At 69.9% G+C, this 18856-nt stretch carries 19 protein-coding genes; 17 read left to right on the top strand and 2 right to left on the bottom strand.

The window, feature by feature from the left end; genetic code table 11:
* The first annotated feature begins 25 nt into the window (after positions 1-25).
* Genes HDA40_RS19035 through HDA40_RS18985 form a run of 11 tightly spaced genes read left to right on the top strand, consistent with a single transcriptional unit; the run spans position 26 to position 10652 of the window.
* Positions 26-967, top strand: a complete 942-nt coding sequence (locus tag HDA40_RS19035) for an ABC transporter ATP-binding protein (RefSeq protein WP_308197725.1) — start codon at positions 26-28, stop codon at positions 965-967.
* Complete coding sequence (locus HDA40_RS19030) at positions 964-1713, top strand: MlaE family ABC transporter permease (RefSeq protein ID WP_253757741.1); 750 nt, start codon at positions 964-966, stop codon at positions 1711-1713. Before HDA40_RS19035 ends, HDA40_RS19030 begins: the two co-directional genes overlap by 4 nt.
* Before the next feature lie 4 nt (positions 1714-1717).
* Complete coding sequence (locus tag HDA40_RS19025) at positions 1718-2515, top strand: MlaE family ABC transporter permease (protein ID WP_253757739.1); 798 nt, start codon at positions 1718-1720, stop codon at positions 2513-2515.
* A 5-nt stretch (positions 2516-2520) separates the two neighbouring features.
* Positions 2521-3810, top strand: a complete 1290-nt coding sequence (locus tag HDA40_RS19020) for an MCE family protein (RefSeq protein WP_253763681.1) — start codon at positions 2521-2523, stop codon at positions 3808-3810.
* Positions 3807-4832, top strand: coding sequence for an MCE family protein (locus HDA40_RS19015; protein WP_253757737.1), 1026 nt, complete (start codon positions 3807-3809; stop codon positions 4830-4832). Before HDA40_RS19020 ends, HDA40_RS19015 begins: the two co-directional genes overlap by 4 nt.
* Entirely contained in the window at positions 4829-5833 is a 1005-nt protein-coding gene (locus HDA40_RS19010; protein WP_253757735.1) for an MCE family protein, read from the top strand. The genes HDA40_RS19015 and HDA40_RS19010 overlap by 4 nt, the downstream gene beginning before the upstream one ends.
* 11 nt (positions 5834-5844) lie before the next feature.
* Positions 5845-6921, top strand: coding sequence for an MCE family protein (locus HDA40_RS19005; RefSeq protein WP_253757733.1), 1077 nt, complete (start codon positions 5845-5847; stop codon positions 6919-6921).
* An 8-nt stretch (positions 6922-6929) separates the two neighbouring features.
* On the top strand, positions 6930-8147 hold the full coding sequence (locus HDA40_RS19000) for an MCE family protein (RefSeq protein WP_253757731.1): 1218 nt from the start codon (positions 6930-6932) through the stop codon (positions 8145-8147).
* Positions 8144-9424, top strand: a complete 1281-nt coding sequence (locus HDA40_RS18995) for an MCE family protein (protein ID WP_253757729.1) — start codon at positions 8144-8146, stop codon at positions 9422-9424. The genes HDA40_RS19000 and HDA40_RS18995 overlap by 4 nt, the downstream gene beginning before the upstream one ends.
* Positions 9421-10170, top strand: a complete 750-nt coding sequence (locus tag HDA40_RS18990) for an Rv1363c family protein (RefSeq protein WP_253757726.1) — start codon at positions 9421-9423, stop codon at positions 10168-10170. Before HDA40_RS18995 ends, HDA40_RS18990 begins: the two co-directional genes overlap by 4 nt.
* Positions 10171-10181: 11 nt before the next feature.
* Positions 10182-10652, top strand: a complete 471-nt coding sequence (locus HDA40_RS18985) for a hypothetical protein (RefSeq protein ID WP_253757724.1) — start codon at positions 10182-10184, stop codon at positions 10650-10652.
* Positions 10653-10739: 87 nt separating this feature from the next.
* Here the strand turns inward: HDA40_RS18985 and HDA40_RS18980 are convergent, their stop codons facing one another.
* Together HDA40_RS18980 and HDA40_RS18975 are read right to left on the bottom strand one after the other, a co-directional pair.
* Positions 10740-11501, bottom strand: coding sequence for a hypothetical protein (locus HDA40_RS18980; protein WP_253757722.1), 762 nt, complete (start codon positions 11499-11501; stop codon positions 10740-10742).
* 40 nt (positions 11502-11541) lie between these two features.
* Complete coding sequence (locus HDA40_RS18975; protein ID WP_253757720.1) at positions 11542-13347, bottom strand: acyl-CoA dehydrogenase; 1806 nt, start codon at positions 13345-13347, stop codon at positions 11542-11544.
* A gap of 86 nt (positions 13348-13433) precedes the next feature.
* On the opposite strand from HDA40_RS18975, the gene HDA40_RS18970 reads away from it, so the two are divergent.
* From HDA40_RS18970 to HDA40_RS18945, 6 genes are all read left to right on the top strand, one after another.
* Positions 13434-14204, top strand: a complete 771-nt coding sequence (locus tag HDA40_RS18970) for an SDR family oxidoreductase (protein ID WP_253757718.1) — start codon at positions 13434-13436, stop codon at positions 14202-14204.
* A 129-nt stretch (positions 14205-14333) separates the two neighbouring features.
* Positions 14334-14777 carry a MaoC family dehydratase gene (locus tag HDA40_RS18965; protein WP_253757716.1) on the top strand — a complete coding sequence of 148 codons (444 nt, stop codon included), beginning with the start codon at positions 14334-14336 and terminating at the stop codon, positions 14775-14777.
* Positions 14774-15754, top strand: a complete 981-nt coding sequence (locus tag HDA40_RS18960) for an NADPH:quinone oxidoreductase family protein (RefSeq protein WP_253757713.1) — start codon at positions 14774-14776, stop codon at positions 15752-15754. Before HDA40_RS18965 ends, HDA40_RS18960 begins: the two co-directional genes overlap by 4 nt.
* Positions 15751-16764 (top strand): phosphotransferase family protein, encoded by a 1014-nt coding sequence (locus tag HDA40_RS18955; RefSeq protein ID WP_253757711.1) that lies wholly within the window; start codon positions 15751-15753, stop codon positions 16762-16764. The genes HDA40_RS18960 and HDA40_RS18955 overlap by 4 nt, the downstream gene beginning before the upstream one ends.
* A gap of 1 nt (position 16765) precedes the next feature.
* Positions 16766-17992, top strand: a complete 1227-nt coding sequence (locus HDA40_RS18950; RefSeq protein ID WP_253757709.1) for an acyl-CoA dehydrogenase family protein — start codon at positions 16766-16768, stop codon at positions 17990-17992.
* Positions 17989-18855 carry an alpha/beta fold hydrolase gene (locus tag HDA40_RS18945; RefSeq protein WP_253757707.1) on the top strand — a complete coding sequence of 289 codons (867 nt, stop codon included), beginning with the start codon at positions 17989-17991 and terminating at the stop codon, positions 18853-18855. The genes HDA40_RS18950 and HDA40_RS18945 overlap by 4 nt, the downstream gene beginning before the upstream one ends.
* Position 18856 lies beyond the last annotated feature (1 nt).

Genomic DNA, 18856 nt, shown 5'->3' with positions numbered 1-18856 from the left:
ACTGGTGGCAGCCGGGGAGGAACGGGTGGGCGTTGAGGTCCGAGTCGAGGGGCTGACGAAGTCCTTCGGGCGTACGCCGGTGTGGTCGGACGTCACGTTGACGCTGCCCGCCGGCGAGATCTCCGTCCTGCTGGGACCGTCCGGCACCGGCAAGTCGGTCTTCCTCAAGACCTTGGTGGGCCTGCTGCGCCCGGATCGCGGCTCGATCTGGATCGGCGACCAGGACCTGCCGCAGCTGCCTGAGCGCGACCTCTACGAGGTACGCAAGCTGTTCGGCGTGCTGTTCCAGGACGGCGCGCTGTTCGGGTCGATGAACATCTACGACAACGTCGCGTTCCCGCTGCGCGAGCACACGAAGCTCAGCGAGGGCCGCATCCGGGACATCGTCACCGAGAAACTCGACCTCATGGGCCTGACCGGGGCCGAGAAGAAGCTGCCCGGCGAGATCTCGGGCGGGATGCGCAAACGGGCCGGTCTCGCCCGCGCGCTGGTCCTCGACCCCCAGATCGTGCTGTTCGACGAACCCGACTCGGGCCTCGACCCGGTGCGGACGGCGTACCTGAATCAATTGATCATCGATCTGAATCAGCAGATCGACGCGACGTTCCTGATCGTCACCCACGACATCAACACCGCGCGGACCGTGCCGGACAACATCGGCCTGATCTACCACGGGCATCTGGCGATGTTCGGCCCGCGCGAGATGTTGTTGTCGAGCCACGAGCCCGTGGTCCGCCAGTTCCTCAACGCCCAGCGCGTCGGTCCGATCGGCATGGCCGAGGAGAAGGACGCCGACGAGCTGGCCGCTGAGGCCGCCGCCGGGGCGCAGCTGCCTCCGCTGCCGCCCATCCCGTTGCAGCTGCGCCCCTCCGACGGCGGACCCCGGCGAGCCGAACGCCCACCCGGCGAATGGTGCCACGCACACAGCGTGGTGCCGCCACTTGGCTCCTTTGTGGAGGTTCGATGAGAACCATCGGGGAGTTCCTGATCTTCTGCGGGCGCGCGCTGCGCGGCTGCTTCCGCCGCCCGCTCCAGATCCGCGAGTTCGTCCAGCAGGCGTGGTTCCTCAGCTCCGTGTCGATCGCCCCCGCGGCGCTCGTGGCCATTCCGTTCGGTGCGGTGATCGCGCTCCAGTTGGGCTCACTGGTACGCCAACTGGGCGCGCAGTCGTTCACGGGAGCGGCGTCGGTGCTGGCCGTCGTCCGGGAGGCCGGGCCGATCGTGACCGCGCTGGTGATCGCCGGGGCGGGCGGCTCGGCGATCTGCGCCGATCTGGGCGCGCGGAAGATCCGCGAGGAGCTGGACGCCATGCGGGTCCTCGGGATCGACCCCGTGCAGCGGCTGGTCGTCCCGCGGGTGCTGGCCGGCGCGCTCGTCGCCGTCCTGCTCAACGGGGTGGTCAGCGTGGTCGGGGTGGCCGGCGGCTACTTCTTCAACGTCGTCCTGCAAGGCGGTACGCCGGGGGCGTACCTCGCGAGCTTCCAAGCCCTGGGCCAGCTGCCCGACCTCGTCTCCGGCGAGCTCAAGGCGCTCGTCTTCGGGGCGGTGTCGGCGCTGGTCGCGAGCTACCTGGGGATGGAGGCCAAGGGCGGCCCGAAGGGGGTCGGCGACGCGGTGAACAAATCCGTCGTGATCAGCTTCATGCTCCTGTTCGCCCTGAACTTCGTCATGACGGCGATCTACTTCCAGGTCGTCCCGCAGAAGGGGGCGTGATCCGGTGTTCGGCTGGCTGGACATGCTGGGCGGTCAACTCGCCTTCTACCTGCGGGCGGCCGCGTGGACTCCGCGTACGCTGCGGCGCTATCGGCGCGAGGTGCTGCGGCTGCTCGCCGAGGTCAGCTTCGGTACCGGCGGGCTCGCCGTCGTCGGCGGCACCGTCGGCGTCATCGCGTTCCTGACCTTCTTCACCGGCACCGAGGTCGGCCTGCAGGGATATCAGGCGCTCGACCAGATCGGCAGCAGCGCGTTCACCGGGTTCATCTCGGCGTACTTCAACACGCGGGAGATCTCTCCGCTGGTCGCGGCGCTCGCCCTCTCGGCGACCGTGGGCTGTGGCTTCACCGCCCAGCTCGGCGCGATGCGGATCTCCGAGGAGGTCGACGCGCTCGAGGTCATGGCGGTGCCGTCGGTGCCGTTCCTCGTCACGACGCGGATGATCGCGGGCTTCATCGCCGTCATCCCCTTGTACGTGCTGGGCCTGCTGGCCAGCTACTTCGCGACGCGGACCATCGCGACTGGCTACTTCGGACAGTCGCCGGGCACCTACGACTACTACTTCGGGCTGTTCCTGCCGCCTGAGGACGTGCTCTGGTCGTTCGGCAAGGTGCTCGTCTTCAGCGTGATCGTGGTGCTGATCCACTGCTACTACGGATACACCGCGAGTGGCGGGCCGGCCGGCGTCGGCGTCGCCGTGGGGCGCGCTGTGCGTACGGCGATCGTGGCCGTCAACGTCGTGGACTTCTTCTTCTCGCTCGCGGTGTGGGGCGCGACGACGACCGTCCGGATCGCGGGGTGACCGTCATGCGGCTGCGCCTGCTCGGCCTCGGCTTCGTCGTCCTGCTCGTCGGCTCGCTCACGCTGTCGGTGCTGGCCTATCGCAAGGCGTTCACCCCGGTGGACTGGGTGACCCTGCGTACCGACCACACCGGGATGCAGCTCGCGACCGGAGCCGAGGTCAAGCTGCTCGGCGTCCAGGTCGGCGAGGTACGCGAGATCACCGCCAACGGCTCGTCGGCGGAACTGCGACTGGCGATCGATCCCGATCAGATCGCCAGGATTCCGGCCGACGTCTCCGCACGGCTGCTCCCGAAGACCCTCTTCGGTGAGCGCTATGTGGAGTTGGTCCCCGCCGGCACCGGCCGTTCGGTCGGCCAGTCGGAGGGGGCCGGAGGTCGGCCCGCGCCGACCTCCGGCATGACGGTCCCGGCCCGCGAAGGGGGTCCCGCTCTCCGGGCCGGGGCCGTCATCGCCCAAGACCGCACGTCCAGCGCGGTCGAACTGGAGCAGGTGCTCGACCGGGCACTGCCGGTGTTGCAGGCGATCAAGCCGGACAAGCTGGCGGCGACGCTCGGCGCGCTGGCGTACGCGCTGGACGGGCGCGGGCAGCGGCTCGGGCAGGACCTGGCGAACGCCGACGAGGTGCTGGCCGGCTTGAACAAGCAGATGCCGACCATCGCCACCGACGTACGCCGGCTCGCCCAAGCGGTCGACGGGTACAACGCCGCCCTGCCCGATCTGCTGACCATCCTGCGGAACGTCACGGTCACGGCGACCACTGTGGCCGACCAGAAGGAGCAGCTCGCCGAGTTCCTGGCGGACGCCACCGACCTCGCCGACAACACCCGGATCTTCCTCGACCGCTACGACGACCGGATCATCCAGCTGGGCCGGGTCAGCCGCCCGGTGCTGGAGCTGCTGGCGGCGTACGCCCCGGAGTATCCGTGCTTCTTCCAGGGGCTGACGGCGTTGCAGCCGCAGTTGGAGGAGGTCTTCGCGGGCAGCCGGATGCACATCACGCTGGAGGTCACCCGGGACAACGGCAAGTACGTGAAGGGTCGGGACGAGCCGGTCTACGGCGCGCGCAACGGGCCGCAGTGCCATGGTCTGCCCAACCCGAAGGTGCCCGCCCCGAGTACGCCCATCGCCGACGGCTACGACTACGGCGCGGGAGCACCGGCGCGGCAGCCGCTGCTGCGGCCGATCGTCGCCGCCCTCACCGGTACGCAGCCCGACCAGGTCAGCGACCTCTCACTGCTGCTGTGGGGACCGCTCCTCAATGGACAGACGGTGAATCTCGGGGTGAGCCAGTGACCCGGCCGCTGCTCAAGCTGCTCGCCTTCGCCGCCGTGACGCTGCTGCTCACCGGTCTGCTGGCGCGGTCGCTGGGCGCGTTCGCGTTCGGCGGCGGGCCGGAGTACCGGGCGAGCTTCACCGACGTGACCGGTCTGCTCGTCGGCGACGACGTACGCGTGGCGGGCGTCAAGGTCGGCCGGGTCACCGGCATCCGGCTCCGGCAGTCCGCCGACGGCGCGCCGACGGCCGAGGTGAGCTTCACCGCCGAGGACGTTCCGCTGGCGACGACGGCCCTGGCCAAGGTCCGCTACCGGAACTTGATCGGCCAGCGGTATCTGGCGCTGAGCGAGGGACCCGGCGGCGGCGAGCGGCTCAAGCCGGACGGCCTGATCCCGGTGGCGCAGACGACTCCGGCGCTGGACCTGACCGTCGTGTTCAACGGGTTCCGTCCCCTCTTCACGGGGCTGAGCCCGGCCGACGTGAACAAGTTCGCCTTCGAGATCATCCAGGTGCTGCAGGGCGAGGGCGGTACGCTGTCCGACCTCTTACGGCGTACCGCCTCGGTGACCAACACCCTCGCGGACCGCGACGCGGCGATCGGCCGGGTGATCACGAACCTGAACGCCGTTCTCGGCACGCTGGACCAGCGGGACGCGAAGCTGTCGGAGACGATCAAGCAGCTCCAGCTGCTGGTGTCGGGGCTGGCCGCGGACCGGAAGGCGATCGGCGGCGCGTTGACCAACATCAGCGGCCTGGCCGACGCGACCAGCTCGTTGTTGCGCGACGCGCGACCGAGCCTGGCCGCGGACATCTCCGCGTTGAACACGCTGGCCGGAACGTTGGTCGAGAACTCGTCGGTGATCGAGTCGACGTTGACCCGGGCACCGGCCCGATTGGACGCGTTGACCCGGACCGCCTCGTACGGGTCCTGGTTCAACTTCTATCTCTGCGACTTCGACGGCCGGGTGACGCTGGGCAGCACGACGCTGAATCCGGCGACGTTCAGCGGCACCGCGGCCAAATGCGGGAGCACACCATGAAGGCGCGCAACCCGGCAGTGGTCGGCGGCGTGGGCGTCGTCGTCCTGTTCGCACTGATCCTGGCGGCGTTCCAGCTCGAGGATCTGCCGCTCATCGGCGGTGGCACCAGTTACAGCGCGGCTTTCCGAGACGCCAGCGGTCTCGCACCCGGCAACGAGGTACGCGTCGCCGGCGTCAAAGTCGGCAAGGTAACGGGGATTCAGCTCGCCCAGGATGGGAATGGTGCCTTCGTCCGGGTGGGGTTCCGGGTGCGTGGCGTCGTTCTTGGGGAGAAGACCGGCGCCACCATCCGGATCAAAACGGTGCTGGGCCAGAAGTTCCTCGCCCTCGACCCGCAGGGCGGCGGTGAGCTGAAGGGCGAGATCCCGTTGGATCGGACGGCCTCGCCGTTCGACGTGATGCAGGCGGTCACCGGGCTGGCCGGAACGCTCACCGAGATCGACACCCAGCAGCTGGCGCAGGCGTTCACCGTGCTCTCGGAGACCTTCGCGGATACGCCGGCCAGCGTGAAGGCGTCGCTGACCGGGCTGTCGCGGCTCTCGCAGACCGTCGCGTCCCGCGACGACCAGCTTCGCGAACTGCTCGCCCGGGCGCGGGGCGTGACCGCCGTCCTGGCCGAGCGGGACGGGGAGTTCCAGCGCCTGATCGCGGACGCCGATCTGCTGCTCGCCGAGGTGCACACCCGCCGCGACGCGATCCACACGCTGCTGGTCGCCACGTCCGAGCTGGCGGATCAGATCTCCGGGTTCATCACCGACACCAAGAAGACGCTGCAACCGGCGTTGCAGAAGCTGCGGACCTTCGTCGGGGTGCTGCAACGCAACCGCACCAAGCTGGAGAACACGCTGACCAGCCTGGCTCCGTTCGTGAACGCGTTCGCCAACGTCGTCGGCAACGGCCGATGGTTCGACTCCTATGTGGCCGGTCTGGTCCAGGGTTATCTGCCCGCCGGGGAGCCTCTTGGGCGAGCCGCCAGAAGTTCAGTCAGAGGGACGAAGTGAAGGCGCGGACGGTGATCGCCGCAGCGCTCGTGCCGGTCGCGGTCGTGGCCCTCGCGGTCATGCTGCGGGACAAGCCGATGAACCGGGTGGTCGCGCACTTCGCCGCGGCGGTGGGCGTACACGAGGGTTCGGATGTGCGTGTCCTCGGCGTCAAGGTCGGTGAGGTCACCTCGGTACGCCCGGAAGGCCGGACCGTCCGCGTCGAACTCGCCTACGACCCCCAGGTGAAGGTGCCGGCCGACGCTCAGGCGCTCGTCGTGCCGCCGAGCGTCGTCGCCGACCGCTACGTCCAGCTGGCTCCGGCGTACGCGGGTGGCCCGGCCCTGGCCGACGGCGCGGAACTGCCGGTCGAGCGGACGGTCGTGCCGATCGAACTCGACGAGATCTACCGGTCGCTGGACGATCTGAACCGCGCGCTCGGCCCGGAAGGCGCGAACAAAGACGGGGCGTTGTCGCGGCTCGTCGACGTCGGTGCGGCCAACCTCGCCGGCAACGGGCAGAACCTGCACGAGACACTGTCCGGCCTGAGCCAGGCGCTCGACACCTTGTCGACCGGTCGGCAAGACCTCTTCGGCACCGTGGTCAACCTGCAGAAGTTCACCGACACCCTGGCGAAGAGCGACGCGAGCGTACGCGAGTTCACCGCCCGGATGGCGCAGGTCGGCGAGGAACTGGCGGCCGAGAAGGACGAACTGGCGGCGGCCATCCGCGACCTCGCCTCCGCGCTCGCGCAGATCACCACGTTCGTGCGGGCCAACCGGGCGGAGTTGAAGGCGAACGTCGCCGCGCTCGCCGATCTGACCGGCGTACTCGTGCGGCAGCAACAGGCGTTGCGGGAGGTGCTCGATGTCGCGCCGCTGGCCCTGTCCAATCTCAACCTTGCCTACAACCCTCGGTCCGGTACCACCGACACCCGGGACAACGCGATGGGGCCATATGACCCCGCGAGTTTCGTGTGCTCTCTCCTGGTCGACAGCCTTCCCGCCGCGCAGGTGCCGGTGGACTGCCTGACGCTGGCCAAGGCGCTGGCCGAGCGCAGGCTTCCGCTGACCGACCAGCTCCGGTCGCTGCTGGGCGGTGCGAAATGAGGCGGGCGATGGTCGCGATCGCGCTGGCGCTGTGCGTCTCCGGTTGCCAATTGCCCGGTGGCGAACCGTCGTCGGGCGGGTTCGCCGTCAGCGCGGAGTTCACCGACGTCCTCGATCTCGTGCCGCAGGCGGCGGTCAAGGTCAACGACGTCACGGTCGGCAGCGTCACCGGCGTCGAGCTGCACGGCTGGACCGCCGTGGTCCGGATGCGAGTGGCCGACACGGTCCAGCTGCCGGACAACACGGTCGCCGCGATCCGCCAATCCAGCCTGCTCGGCGAGAAGTTCGTCGCGCTGGCGGCGCCGACCGACAGTCCACAAGGGAAGCTGGGTGACGGCGACGTGATCCCGCTGGAGCGCACCAAGCGGGGTGCCGAGGTCGAGGAGGTGCTGGCGGCGCTCGGCCTGCTGCTCAACGGCGGCGGCCTGGCCCAGCTCAAGACGATCAACGCCGAGGTCGGCAAGGCGCTGGGCGGCCACGAGGCCGACGCCAAGAGCACGCTGCACGAGCTGGACAAGTTCGTCGCGGCGCTCGACGCGCAGAAGGACGACATCGTCCGCGCGCTGGACGCGCTCGACCGGCTCACGAAGCAGCTCGCGGAGCAGACCGACACCATCGGCCGCGCCGTCGACGCGCTCGAACCCGGCCTCACCGTGCTGGCAGGGCAGCGCGCGCAGCTCACGGCCGCGCTGGTCGCCCTGCGCGACCTCGGGTCCGTGGGCAAGCGGGTGATCGACCAGAGCAAGGCCGACACCCTCGCCTCGCTCAAGGCCCTGCAACCCACGCTCACTCAACTGGTACGCGCGGGCGACGCGTTGCCGAAGGGGCTGGACCTGATGCTGTCCTACCCGTTCCCGCCGAACGTGCAGAAGGCGATCTCGGGCGACTACGTCCGACTGCACCTCACCCTGGACCTGGACGCGGCGTCGATCCTGGCCAACCTGGTCGCCAAGGGCACGACGCCCGGTACGCCGACCGTCCCGGGACTACCGCCGATCCTGCCCTCGCTGCCGCCGATCCTGCCGTCCCTGCCGCCCATCCTGCCGACCGCGTTGCCCTCGATCCTGCCGTCGGGCCTGCTGCCGAGCGGCTTGCTCCCGAGCGGGCTGCTCCCCGGACTGCCGCTCTCGGCACCCGCCGTGACCTGGGAGTACGACCCCGAGACGGGGGAGATCGCCGGAGTCACCGGCGGACTCCAGGAGATTCTTTCCGGGAGGTCGACATGAGGATCACGAGGCTGGCCCGGTTCCAGCTCCTCGCCTTCGTCCTCGTCAGCGTGCTGGGCATCGGGTACGTCGCCGTCCGGTTCGTCGGGCTCGGCGAACGGTTCACCGGGGCGTACACGGTGTTCGCGGACTTCACGACCAGCGGCGGCATCTTCGCCAACGCCTCGGTCACCTATCGGGGCGTGCCCGTCGGGCGGGTGCAGGGCGTCGACCTGCACGACGGCGTGGTCCGCGTACGCATGCGGATGACCGGCGACAGCCGAGTGCCCAGGGATCTCCACGCCGTCGTGGCGCACCGCTCGGCCGTCGGCGAGCAGTACGTCGACCTGCGGCCGGACACCGACAGCGGGCCCTACCTCGGCGACGGCGACGTCATCCCGATCGCCCGGACGGGCGTACCGCTGCCGGTCGAGACGCTGCTGACGAACCTGGACGCGGTCGTCACCTCGGTCGACCCGGCCAAGCTCTCGATCCTCGTCGACGAACTGGGCACGGCGTTCGAGGGGAACGAGGCCGCGCTGCGTACGCTGCTCGACGCGAACAGTGCTCTGCTGGCCGACGCCGTCCGCTATCTGCCGCAGACCACCCAGCTCATCGACGACTCCGCCACCGTGCTGAAGACGCAGGCGGAGGCGGCCGCCGAGATCAAGCGGTTCGCCGGCGCCCTCGCCCAGCTCAGTCAGACCGTCCGGAACAGCGACGCGGATCTGCGTACGCTGCTGGCCACCGGCCCGCCGGCCGCGACCGAACTGCAAGGGCTGTTGCGCGACCTCGATCCCTCGATCGGGCCGCTGCTGGGCAACCTGATCACCGTCAACGGGATCGCCGTACGCCGGTTGAGCGGCATCGAACAGCTGCTGGTCGTCTACCCGATGGTGGTCACGGGCGGCTTCACGGTGGCGCCCGGCGACAAGACGGCTCACCTCGGACTGGTGCTCAACGTCAGCGATCCGCCGTCGTGCAACTACGTGAAATCGGGGCAGCGCCGGTGCACCCGGACCGAGGTCGCGGGCGGATCCGGCGTACGCGGCTCCACGAACGCGCCGCGGACCAGCGGCGATCCCTCGCCCGCGCCGCTCGGGTCGGGCGGCTGGACGGCGGGGTCCCCGGCTGCGGGAGTTTCCGCGGTCGCGCCCGTTGCCGGTTACGACCCGGTCACCGGGCTCGTTATCGGCCCAGACGGTCTGCCGTTGCTCTTCGGGGGCACCGGCGGCCAGGCGGCCACCGCCGGCGAGCAGTCCTGGAAGCTGCTCCTCCTGTCCGGGCTCGCGCCGTGACCACCGACGACCCCGACGACCTCGACGTCCCACGGAAGGAACGCGACGTGGAAACCACCGAACTGACGGCGGAACGTCCGCCCCGGCCGCGGCCGCGGGCCGCTGCCCCGGTCGACCCCGCGGTCGACCCCGCGGTCGACCCCACAGACGACCCCGCAGTCGACTCCGCGGTCGACCTCGCGATCGAGGATGGTCCCGAGCGCTCGACCGAGAAGAAGACGCCCGCTCGGCGACCGAAGAAGAGCGCTGCTTCCGGCGTATCACCTAAATGGCCGTTGGCCCGAGTGCTGATCATGGTGCTGGCGGTGGCGCTCGCCGCGACCGCCTATGCCGGGCACGGCTGGTGGAAGCAGCGGCAGCTCGAGACCGCGCACACCGAGGCGGTGACCGCGGCGCGGCAGCTCGCGGTGAATTTCGTGTCGATCAGCGCGGGCACGGTCGACGCGGACCTGGCCCGGATCGCGGCCGGGGCCACCGGCGAGTTCGGCGACGAGTTCGGCTGGGGCATGCCCGGCGTACGCGAGGCCGTCCTGACGAACAAGGTCCAGTCGGTCGGCACGGTGCTGCGCGCGGGGCTGGTCAGCGGTGACGACGACTCGGCGATCGTGCTGGTGGCCATCGACGCGACGGTGTCCAACGTGAAGGCGCCGGACGGCCGGGTGTCGCACTACCGGATGCAGCTCGACCTGGCCAAGGACGACGCGAGCGGCAGATGGCTCGTCAGCAAGCTCCAGTTCGTCGGATGAGGGGACGCATCGTGCGCAAGCAGGTCATCGTGCTGGCGACGGCCATCCTGGTGGTGGCCGGTCTCGCCGGGTACGCCTGGTGGGACAGTTGGCAGAACCGGCAGCGGGCGGACGCGACCCGGGAGGCGCTCGCGGTCGCCCCGGCCGCCGCCGCGGCGATCTTCTCCTACGACTACCGCACATTCGACGCCGCGGTCGCCAACGGCAAGAACTTCGCCACCGGCACCTTCGCCAGCGAGTACGCCAAGACGACCACCGCCCTGAAGGACTCGGTCGTCAAGGAGCAAGCGGTGGTGACGGCGCAGGTCAGTGCGTCAGGGGTGATCGACGTCGCGCCGGACCGGGTGCAGGTGCTGCTGTTCGTCAACCAGTACCGGCGCAACGTCAACATCTCGGGGGAGAAGGTCGACCAGAACCGGGTGGTGCTCACCCTGATGAAAGTGGACGACTCATGGAAGGTCTCGGCCGCCTCCGCCCTGTAGTCGATCAGGACTTCCTTGATCAGCGGAAGTTTCGCGGTGTCATAGCCCCACGAAGCTTCCGCTGATCAAGGCGACCGGCAGATGCGTCTATTGCTGGACGAGGTCCTTGGCGGGCGGCGCGGCGACCGCCACCGGCTTGCCGAAGTCGCTCAGCGTCATCACGACCTTCATGTGGGTGACCGCGTTGTTCACTTCGGCCGGGTACTCGGTGGTCAGCCCGACGAGGTAGCCGTCGGCGATCTTCGAGGTGAACGGGATGCGGGCGTTCGCACCGGCGGCCTTGACCACCTTGGCGAGCGCGTCCCGGATCTGCGTCGAGCCGGCCTTGTCCATGGCCTTCTGCGGATCGATCCACCCCTGGAAGACGCCGTTGGGTCCGGCGTTCAGCTCCACGACGCCGGCGAGCATCGCCAGGTTCTGCTCGCTCATCGCGAACATGTCGCCGAAGCCTTCGACCTGCGTGCCGTCGACCTTCATCCACTTCTTGCCGAGCTGCGGCAGGCCGGTCAGATAGAAGTCGCTGCCGAGGACGCGAGCCTCGATCGTCGAGGTCCCGTTCACCACGGTCATCTTCATCTTCTTGGTGGCCGGGTCGGACTGGATGTCCAGCTGGACGCCTTGGGCTCCGGCGTACGTGATGTCGGCGTGCAGCTTGGAGCTGCTCGAACCGGACTTCACTCCGGCGGCCACCAGCGCGGCGGCGGCTTCGGTGTCGAGGCTGGGAGTCACGCCGACCGCCGCCGAGGCGGACGAGGACGGCTGGGCGGCGTTGCCCGTGCAGCCGGTCAGAAGGGTGGCGGCGAGCAAGGGCGCGGCCAAGGACAGGGCGAAAGCTGGGCGAGGCTTCACGCCCAACACGGTAGAGCAAAGCACCGATTTCAGCACCTGGTCAGAAGGCCGTCGTGGGGATCTCCATGAGGGCGTTGCCGGTCTGCTCCAGTACGCGCCGCCGTGCGGTGAACTCGGGAAACACCGTCGCGGCGAAGAACCCGGCGGCGGCGATCTTGCCGGTGTAGAAGTCGGCGTCGGCCCCCGCCGCGTCCGGCAGCGCCGTCGCGGCGACCGCCGCCTGCTTGGCCAGCAGCCAGCCCACGATCAGGTCGCCGACCGTCATCAGCAGCCGGGTGGTGTTCTGCCCGATCTTGTAGACCTCGGTCACGTCGTCCTTGGCCGCCGCCTGCCAGCCCAGCATCGTGTCGACCATCGCGCGTACCTGCTCGATCGCGTCGCGGAGCGCCTCGGCGGCGGCCTTGAGCGCTTCGGTGGACTCGATGGCCGCCAGGTCGTCGGTCATCTCCGCGAGCAGGAGGTCGAGGGCGACCCGGCGGTCCCGGACGATCTTGCGGAAGAAGAAGTCCTGCCCCTGGATGCCGGTGGTGCCCTCGTACAACGTGTCGATCTTGGTGTCGCGCAGGTACTGCTCGAACGGGTAGTCCTGGAGGAAGCCGGAGCCGCCGAGGGTCTGCAGCGACAACGCGAGCATCTCGTAACTGCGCTCGGAGCCGACCCCCTTGACGATCGGGAGCAGCAGGTCGTTGACGTTCGTGGCCTGGGGATGGTCGCGGTCGAGCCAATCCGCCGCGTACAGGTAGGTCGCCCGGAGTCCTTCGGCGTACGCCTTCTGCAGCATCAGCATGCGGCGCACGTCCGGGTGATGGTCGATGGTGACCCGGGGCGCGGTCTTGTCGAGCATCCGCGTCAGGTCGGCGCCCTGCACCCGCTCCTTCGCGTACGCCAACGCGTTGAGGTAGCCGGTGGAGAGCGTCGCGATCGCCTTGACCCCGACCTGCATCCGGGCCGACTCGATCACCTTGAACATCTGCGCGATCCCGTCGTGCACCTCGCCGACCAGCCAGCCGACGGCCGGCTGCTGCTCACCGAATCGCAGTTCACAGGTGGTGGAGACCTTGATCCCCATCTTCTTCTCGACGTTCGTGGCGTAGACGCCGTTGCGCTCGCCCAGCTCGCCGGTGGCCGCGTCGAAGTGGAACTTCGGGACGACGAACATCGACAGCCCCTTGGTCCCCGGGCCGCCCGCGCCCTCCGTGCCGACCGGCCGGGCCAGCACGAAGTGCACGATGTTGTCGCTCAGGTCGTGCTCGCCCGAGGTGATGAAGCGTTTGACGCCCTCGATGTGCCATGAGCCGTCCGGTTGCGGGACCGCCCGCGTACGCCCGGCGCCGACGTCCGATCCGGCGTCCGGCTCGGTGAGGACCATCGTCGCGGCCCACCGGCGCTCGATCATGATCTCGGCGATCCGCTGCTGCTCCGGGGTGCCGATGCGGTGGAGCAGGCCGGCGAACGGCGGGCCGCCGCCGAACATGAACACCGGCGCCTGTGCGCCCTGGATCAGCTCGACGAGCGCCCACCACAGGGACCGGGGCGCGGCGACGCCGCCCGCCTCGACCGGGATGTCCAGCCGCCACCACTCGGCGTCCATGTAGGACTGGAACGACTGCTTGAACGCCGCCGGCATGGTCACCGAGCAGGTCGCCGGGTCGTAGACCGGGGGATCGCGGTCGACCTCGGCGTACGAGGCGGCGATCGGGCCGGTGGCCAGTCGCTCCACCTCCGCCAGCATCTGCTCGACCGTGTCGCGGTCCAGGTCGGCGAAGCGCCCCCGGCCCAATCGCTGGTCGAGCACCTCGAACAGCATGAATCGCAGGTCGCGGAGGTTGCTGCGGTAGTGGCTCATGCCCGACATCACACCGGTTCGAGGTTCGCGCTGTCAATACCGACCGGTCGGTATGCAAGGGCGGCTCCGGCCGCTATGGTGACCCCATGCAGATCGGGCTCGATGGGCGTACCGCCCTGGTCACCGGGGCTTCCCGAGGAATCGGTCTAGCCACCGCGGCGGCGCTGGCGGCCGAAGGATGCAATGTCGTGCTGGTGTCTCGCCGGCAGGAATCCCTGGACGCGGTGGCGGCCGAACTGTCGGCGGCGTACCCGTCCGTCGGCTTCCTGCCGTTCGCCGCGCACGTCGGCGACCCGGACCAGGCGCAGGCCGCGGTGGCGGCGGCGGTGGACCGGTTCGGTCAGGTCGACGTGCTCCTCAACAACGCCGGGACGAACCCGTACTACGGGCCGATGGTCGACATCGACGTGGCCCGCGCGGAGAAGACCGTGCAGGTCAACCAGCTCTCCATCGTGCTGTGGACGCAAGCCGTCTGGCACGGGTCGATGGCCCGGCACGGCGGTTCGATCGTGAACATCGCCTCGGTCGGCGGTCTGGTGACCGAACTGGGCATCGGGTACTACAACGCGACGAAGGCCGCGGTCATCCACCTCACCCGCCAGTTCTCCGCCGAACTCGCCCCGCGCGTCCGCGTCAACGCGATCGCGCCGGGCATCGTGCGTACGCAGCTGGCCCGGGCGTTGTGGGAAGACCACGAGGAGACGCTCAACAAGCACATCCCGCTCGGCCGGATCGGCGAACCCGAGGACATCGCGAAGACCGCGGTCTTCCTCGCCGGGGACGCGTCCTCGTGGCTGACCGGACAGACGATCGTGGTCGACGGCGGCGCCCTCGTGCGCCCCACCCTCACTGCCTGACCCACGTTCTCGCTTTCCCCGCTGGATCAGCTTTCCCCGCTGGATCAGGGTTCTGGGTCGAATCTTGGCCCAAGATTCGACCGGGAACCCTGATCCAGCGCCCTGCAAACGGCACATCGGGAGGAACGCATGGCTACTCTGGACGATCTGCGGAAGGCGGCCGGCTCCGTCCTGGGCCACAGCGACTGGCTGACCGTCGATCAGGAGCGCATCGACCGGTTCGCCGAGGCGACCGGGGACAGCCAGTGGATCCACGTGGACCCGGAGCGGGCGGCGGCCGGTCCGTTCGGCACCACCATCGCGCACGGCTATCTCACCTTGTCGCTGCTGCCCGTGCTGGTCGGGCCGCTGGTCCGGGTCGACGGCGTACGCATGGCGGTCAACTACGGCTTGAACAAGGTGCGGTTCCCCGCTCCGCTGCCGGTGAACTCACGGGTACGGGCGGAGGTCAAGCTCGTCGAGGTGACCGACGTGGCCGGTGGGGCGCAGCTCGTCAGCGTCGTCACCGTCGAACGGGAGGGCGGCGACAAGCCGGTCTGCGTCGCCGAGACCGTGACGCGGGTGTACCTGTGAGGGCCTGGCAGGTAACGCGGCTCGGTGAGCCGGCCGACGCCCTCGATCTCGTCGACGTGCCGGAGCCGCAGCCCGGTCCCGGCCAGCTGGCCGTCCGCGTACGCGCGAGCGCCCTGAACTTCCCGGACGTGCTGCTGTGTCGGGGCCACTACCAGGTACGCCCGCCGCTGCCGTTCACCCCGGGCGTCGAACTGTGCGGCGAGGTGATCGCCGTCGGCGAGGGCGTCGATCGGCAGGTCGGCGAGCGGATCATCGGTACGCCGGCGCTGCCCACTGGTGGGCTGGCCGAGGTGGCGATCCTCGACGCCGTCGACGCCTTCCCCGCCCCGGAGTCGCTGACCGACGCCGAGGCCGCCGCGCTGCACATCGCGTACCAGACGGGGTTCGTGGCGCTGCACCGGCGTGCTCAGCTCCAAACGGGAGAGACGCTGCTCGTGCACGCCGCCGCCGGTGGGGTCGGCAGCGCCGCGGTGCAACTGGGCAAGGCGGCCGGGGCGCGGGTCATCGCCGTCGTCGGCGGACCCGCGAAGGCCGAGGTCGCCACGAAACTCGGGGCCGACCTCGTGATCGACCGCCGTGAGCAGGACTTCGTCGCGGTGGTGAAGGAGGCGACCGGCGGCCGGGGCGCGGATGTCGTCTACGACCCGGTCGGCGGCGACGCGTACGCCGGCTCGGCGCGCTGTGTCGCGTTCGAGGGCCGGATTCTGGTGATCGGCTTCGCGGGCGGCACTGTTCCCGCCCCGCCGCTGAACCACGCCCTGATCAAGAACTACTCGATCGTCGGCGTCCACTGGGGGCTGTATCGGCAGCTCGACCCGGCCGTGGTCAGCCAGGCGCACCGGGCGTTGCTGGACCTGGCGGCGACGGGAGCGATCCGGCCGCTCGTCAGCGAGGTCCTGCCGCTGGCGGCCGCCGTCGACGGCTTGACCCGGTTGGGCGCGGGCGACACCGTGGGCCGGGTGGTGATCACCCCATGACCGAGCCCACAGGTCTGGACCTCGATCGGCTCCAGGCGTGCCTCGACCGCGTACGCCCCGGCCTCGTCCACGGCCCGTTGAGCGGTGAGCTGATCCAGGGCGGCAAGTCCAACCTGACCTATCGGGTCGGCGACGGCGTCACCACCTGGGTCGTCCGCCGGCCGCCGCTGGGCCACGTGCTGCGGACCGCCCACGACATGAGCCGGGAGTACCGGGTGATCAGCGCGCTCGGTGCGACTCGCGTACCGGTGCCGGCGGCGATCGCCTTCTGTGAGGCGGAGACCGCGGACGAGGCTCCGTTCTACGTCATGCAGGACGTCCCCGGGACGATCTACCGGACCGCCGCGCAGGCCGCCGCCCTCGGCCGGGACCGGGCGCATGCGCTCGCCTTCTCGCTGGTGGACGTGCTCGCCGACCTGCACACCGTCGACCCCGCCGCGGTCGGACTCGGCGACTTCGGCCGGCCCGACGGCTACCTCCAGCGCCAGGTACGCCGCTGGAAGCAGCAGCTGGACGCCTCGCGCAGCCGGGAGCTGCCCGGCGTCGACGAGCTCTTCGAACTGCTGACCGCCGGGATTCCGGCCGAGAGCGGGGCGGGGATCGTCCACGGCGACTTCCGGCTCGACAACGTCATCGTGAACGGCCAGGACCAGATCGTGGCCGTGCTGGACTGGGAGATGGCAACCCTCGGCGATCCGCTCGCCGACCTTGGGCTGTCCCTTGTGTACTGGGATCTCTGGCTGCGGCCGACCGGCCTCTTCGGCGAGGCGGCTCCGGCGGGCGCCCTGCCGACCAGTGCGGACCTCACTCGGCGGTACGCCGAGCGCCGCCCCTTCGCCGAGGGTCTCGGCTGGTACCTCGCGTTCGCGTACTTCAAGATCGCCGTGATCCTGGAGGGCATCCACTACCGGCACCTCGCCGGGCAGACCGTCGGCACCGGGTTCGACCAGGTGGGCGCGATGGTTCCGCAGCTGGTGGACGCCGGGCTCCGGCAGCTGAGAGAGGCCTGACATGGAGTTCGGTTACGACGAGACGACCGAGCGGCTGCGCGCCGAACTGCTCGACTTCATGGCGGCGTACGTCTATCCGGCCGAGGCCGCTGTGTCCGAAGAGGACGGCTGGTCGGCACCGCCGGTGATGGCGGCGCTGAAGGCCGAGGCCCGGCGGCGCGGTCTGTGGAACCTAATGCCTCTGGCATGGAATCACAGGCTGCCGGACGACAAGTTCGGCGCGGGGCTGACGAACCTGCAATACGCGCCGCTCGCCGAGATCATGGGGCGCAGCCCGCACCTGGCCCCGGAGGCGTGCAACTGCAACGCCCCCGACACCGGCAACATGGAAGTCCTCAGCATGTTCGGCACGCCGGTCCAGCAGGAACGCTGGCTGCGGCCGCTGCTCGACGGCGAGATCCGCTCGGCGTTCTGCATGACCGAGCCCGAGGTCGCGTCCTCCGACGCGACCAACATCGCCACGCGGATCGAGCGCGACGGCGACGAGTACGTCATCACCGGGCACAAATGGTGGTCGTCCGGCGCGATGAACCCGAACTGCGAGATCTTCATCGTGATGGGCAAGACCGACCCGTCCGCCGAACGGCATCGCCAGCAGAGCATGATCCTCGTCCCCCGGGCCACGCCCGGGGTCGAGATCAAGCGGGGCATGCGAGTCTTCGGCTACGACGACGGCTGGCACGGTGGTCACGCCGAGATCCGGTTCCAAGGGGTACGCGTACCAGCGGAGAACTTGATCGCCGGTGAGGGCGACGGATTCGCCATCGCGCAGGCGCGCCTGGGCCCGGGGCGGATTCATCACTGCATGCGCCTGATCGGCATGGCCGAACGGGCCCTGGAGGAGATGTGCCGCCGCGCCGTCGACCGGGTCGCCTTCGGCAAGCCGCTGGCGGCCCAAGGCGTGGTCGGCGAGTGGATCGCCGAGGCTCGCGTACGCATCGAGCAGGCCCGGCTGCTGGTCCTCAAGACCGCGTGGCTGATGGACACCGTCGGCAACAAGGGCGCACACACCGAGATCCAGGCGATCAAGATCGCGGTGCCGCAGATGACGGAATGGGTGCTGGACAAGGCGATCCAGGTGCACGGCGGCGGAGGCGTCAGCCAGGACTTCCCGCTGGCCCAGATGTGGGCGGCCGCGCGTACGCTGCGCCTGGCCGACGGCCCGGACGAGGTGCACAAGGCTTCGCTGGCCAAGCGGGAACTCCGCAAGCACGGAGCACCGCGATGAACAGCCACACGGTCGACCTCGCGGGCGCGGTGCACTACGTCGACTTCGGCGGTCCCGCCGACGGGCCGGCCGTCGTCTACGTGCACGGCCTCGGCGGCTCGCACCTCAACTGGACCCGGCTCGCGCCGCTGCTCGGCGACCAGGTACGCGGGTACGCCCTCGACCTGGCCGGCTTCGGGCTGACCGAACCGCATGGACGGCGTACGAGTGTGGGGGCCAACGCGGAGCTGCTGGTGCGCTTCCTCGACGAGGTCGTCCGGGAGCCGGTGGTGCTCGTCGGCAACTCGATGGGCGGCATGGTGAGCATCCTCGCCGCGGCCCGAGACCCGGCCAAGGTACGCGCACTCGCGCTGGTCGACCCGACGCTGCCGCTGGCCGAAGGCGCGCGCGTCGATCCTGTGGTACGCAAGCAGTTCGCCGTCCACGCTATCCCGGGTCTCGGCGAATGGTCCTTACGCCGTCGGCTGGCCCGGGTGCCGGTCAAGGATCGGGTCGGCCACGTGCTGGCGCTGTGCTTCTCCGACCTGTCCCGGATTCCGCCGGAGATCGTCACGGCCGGAATCGCGTTGGAGGAGCGCCGTGCGACGCAGCCACGCCGGGCGGAGTCCTATTTGGAGGCTGCTCGGTCGATCCTGCGGGGTGTCGGCCGGTCCGAGCATCGCCGCCGGATGGCCGGGCTGACCCAGCCGGTGCTGCTCATCCACGGCGTACACGACCGGCTGGTGCCCATCGAGTCGGCGCGGGCGACCTCGGCCGCCCATCCACAATGGCACTACGTCGAGCTGAACGCCGGGCACACCCCGCAGATCGAGGTGCCCGAGCAGGTCGCCGACGAGATCCGGCCCTGGCTCACCCGGCTCTGAG

The sequence above is a fragment of the Hamadaea flava genome, from assembly GCF_024172085.1.
Lineage (GTDB): Bacteria > Actinomycetota > Actinomycetes > Mycobacteriales > Micromonosporaceae > Hamadaea > Hamadaea flava.
The sequence above is the reverse complement of the archived record's forward strand: the minus strand, read 5'-3'. Positions and strand labels throughout refer to the sequence as shown.

Bases quoted from the DNA above. Each gene is read 5' to 3' on its own strand.
- HDA40_RS19030 (WP_253757741.1), top strand. From the start codon at position 964: ATGAGAACCATCGGGGAGTTCCTGATCTTCTGCGGGCGCGCGCTGCGC.
- HDA40_RS19020 (WP_253763681.1), top strand. From the start codon at position 2,521: ATGCGGCTGCGCCTGCTCGGCCTCGGCTTCGTCGTCCTGCTCGTCGGC.
- HDA40_RS19010 (WP_253757735.1), top strand. From the start codon at position 4,829: ATGAAGGCGCGCAACCCGGCAGTGGTCGGCGGCGTGGGCGTCGTCGTC.
- HDA40_RS19000 (WP_253757731.1), top strand. From the start codon at position 6,930: ATGGTCGCGATCGCGCTGGCGCTGTGCGTCTCCGGTTGCCAATTGCCC.
- HDA40_RS18995 (WP_253757729.1), top strand. From the start codon at position 8,144: ATGAGGATCACGAGGCTGGCCCGGTTCCAGCTCCTCGCCTTCGTCCTC.
- HDA40_RS18975 (WP_253757720.1), bottom strand. From the start codon at position 13,347: ATGAGCCACTACCGCAGCAACCTCCGCGACCTGCGATTCATGCTGTTC.
- HDA40_RS18970 (WP_253757718.1), top strand. From the start codon at position 13,434: ATGCAGATCGGGCTCGATGGGCGTACCGCCCTGGTCACCGGGGCTTCC.
- HDA40_RS18965 (WP_253757716.1), top strand. From the start codon at position 14,334: ATGGCTACTCTGGACGATCTGCGGAAGGCGGCCGGCTCCGTCCTGGGC.
- HDA40_RS18955 (WP_253757711.1), top strand. From the start codon at position 15,751: ATGACCGAGCCCACAGGTCTGGACCTCGATCGGCTCCAGGCGTGCCTC.
- HDA40_RS18950 (WP_253757709.1), top strand. From the start codon at position 16,766: ATGGAGTTCGGTTACGACGAGACGACCGAGCGGCTGCGCGCCGAACTG.
- HDA40_RS18945 (WP_253757707.1), top strand. From the start codon at position 17,989: ATGAACAGCCACACGGTCGACCTCGCGGGCGCGGTGCACTACGTCGAC.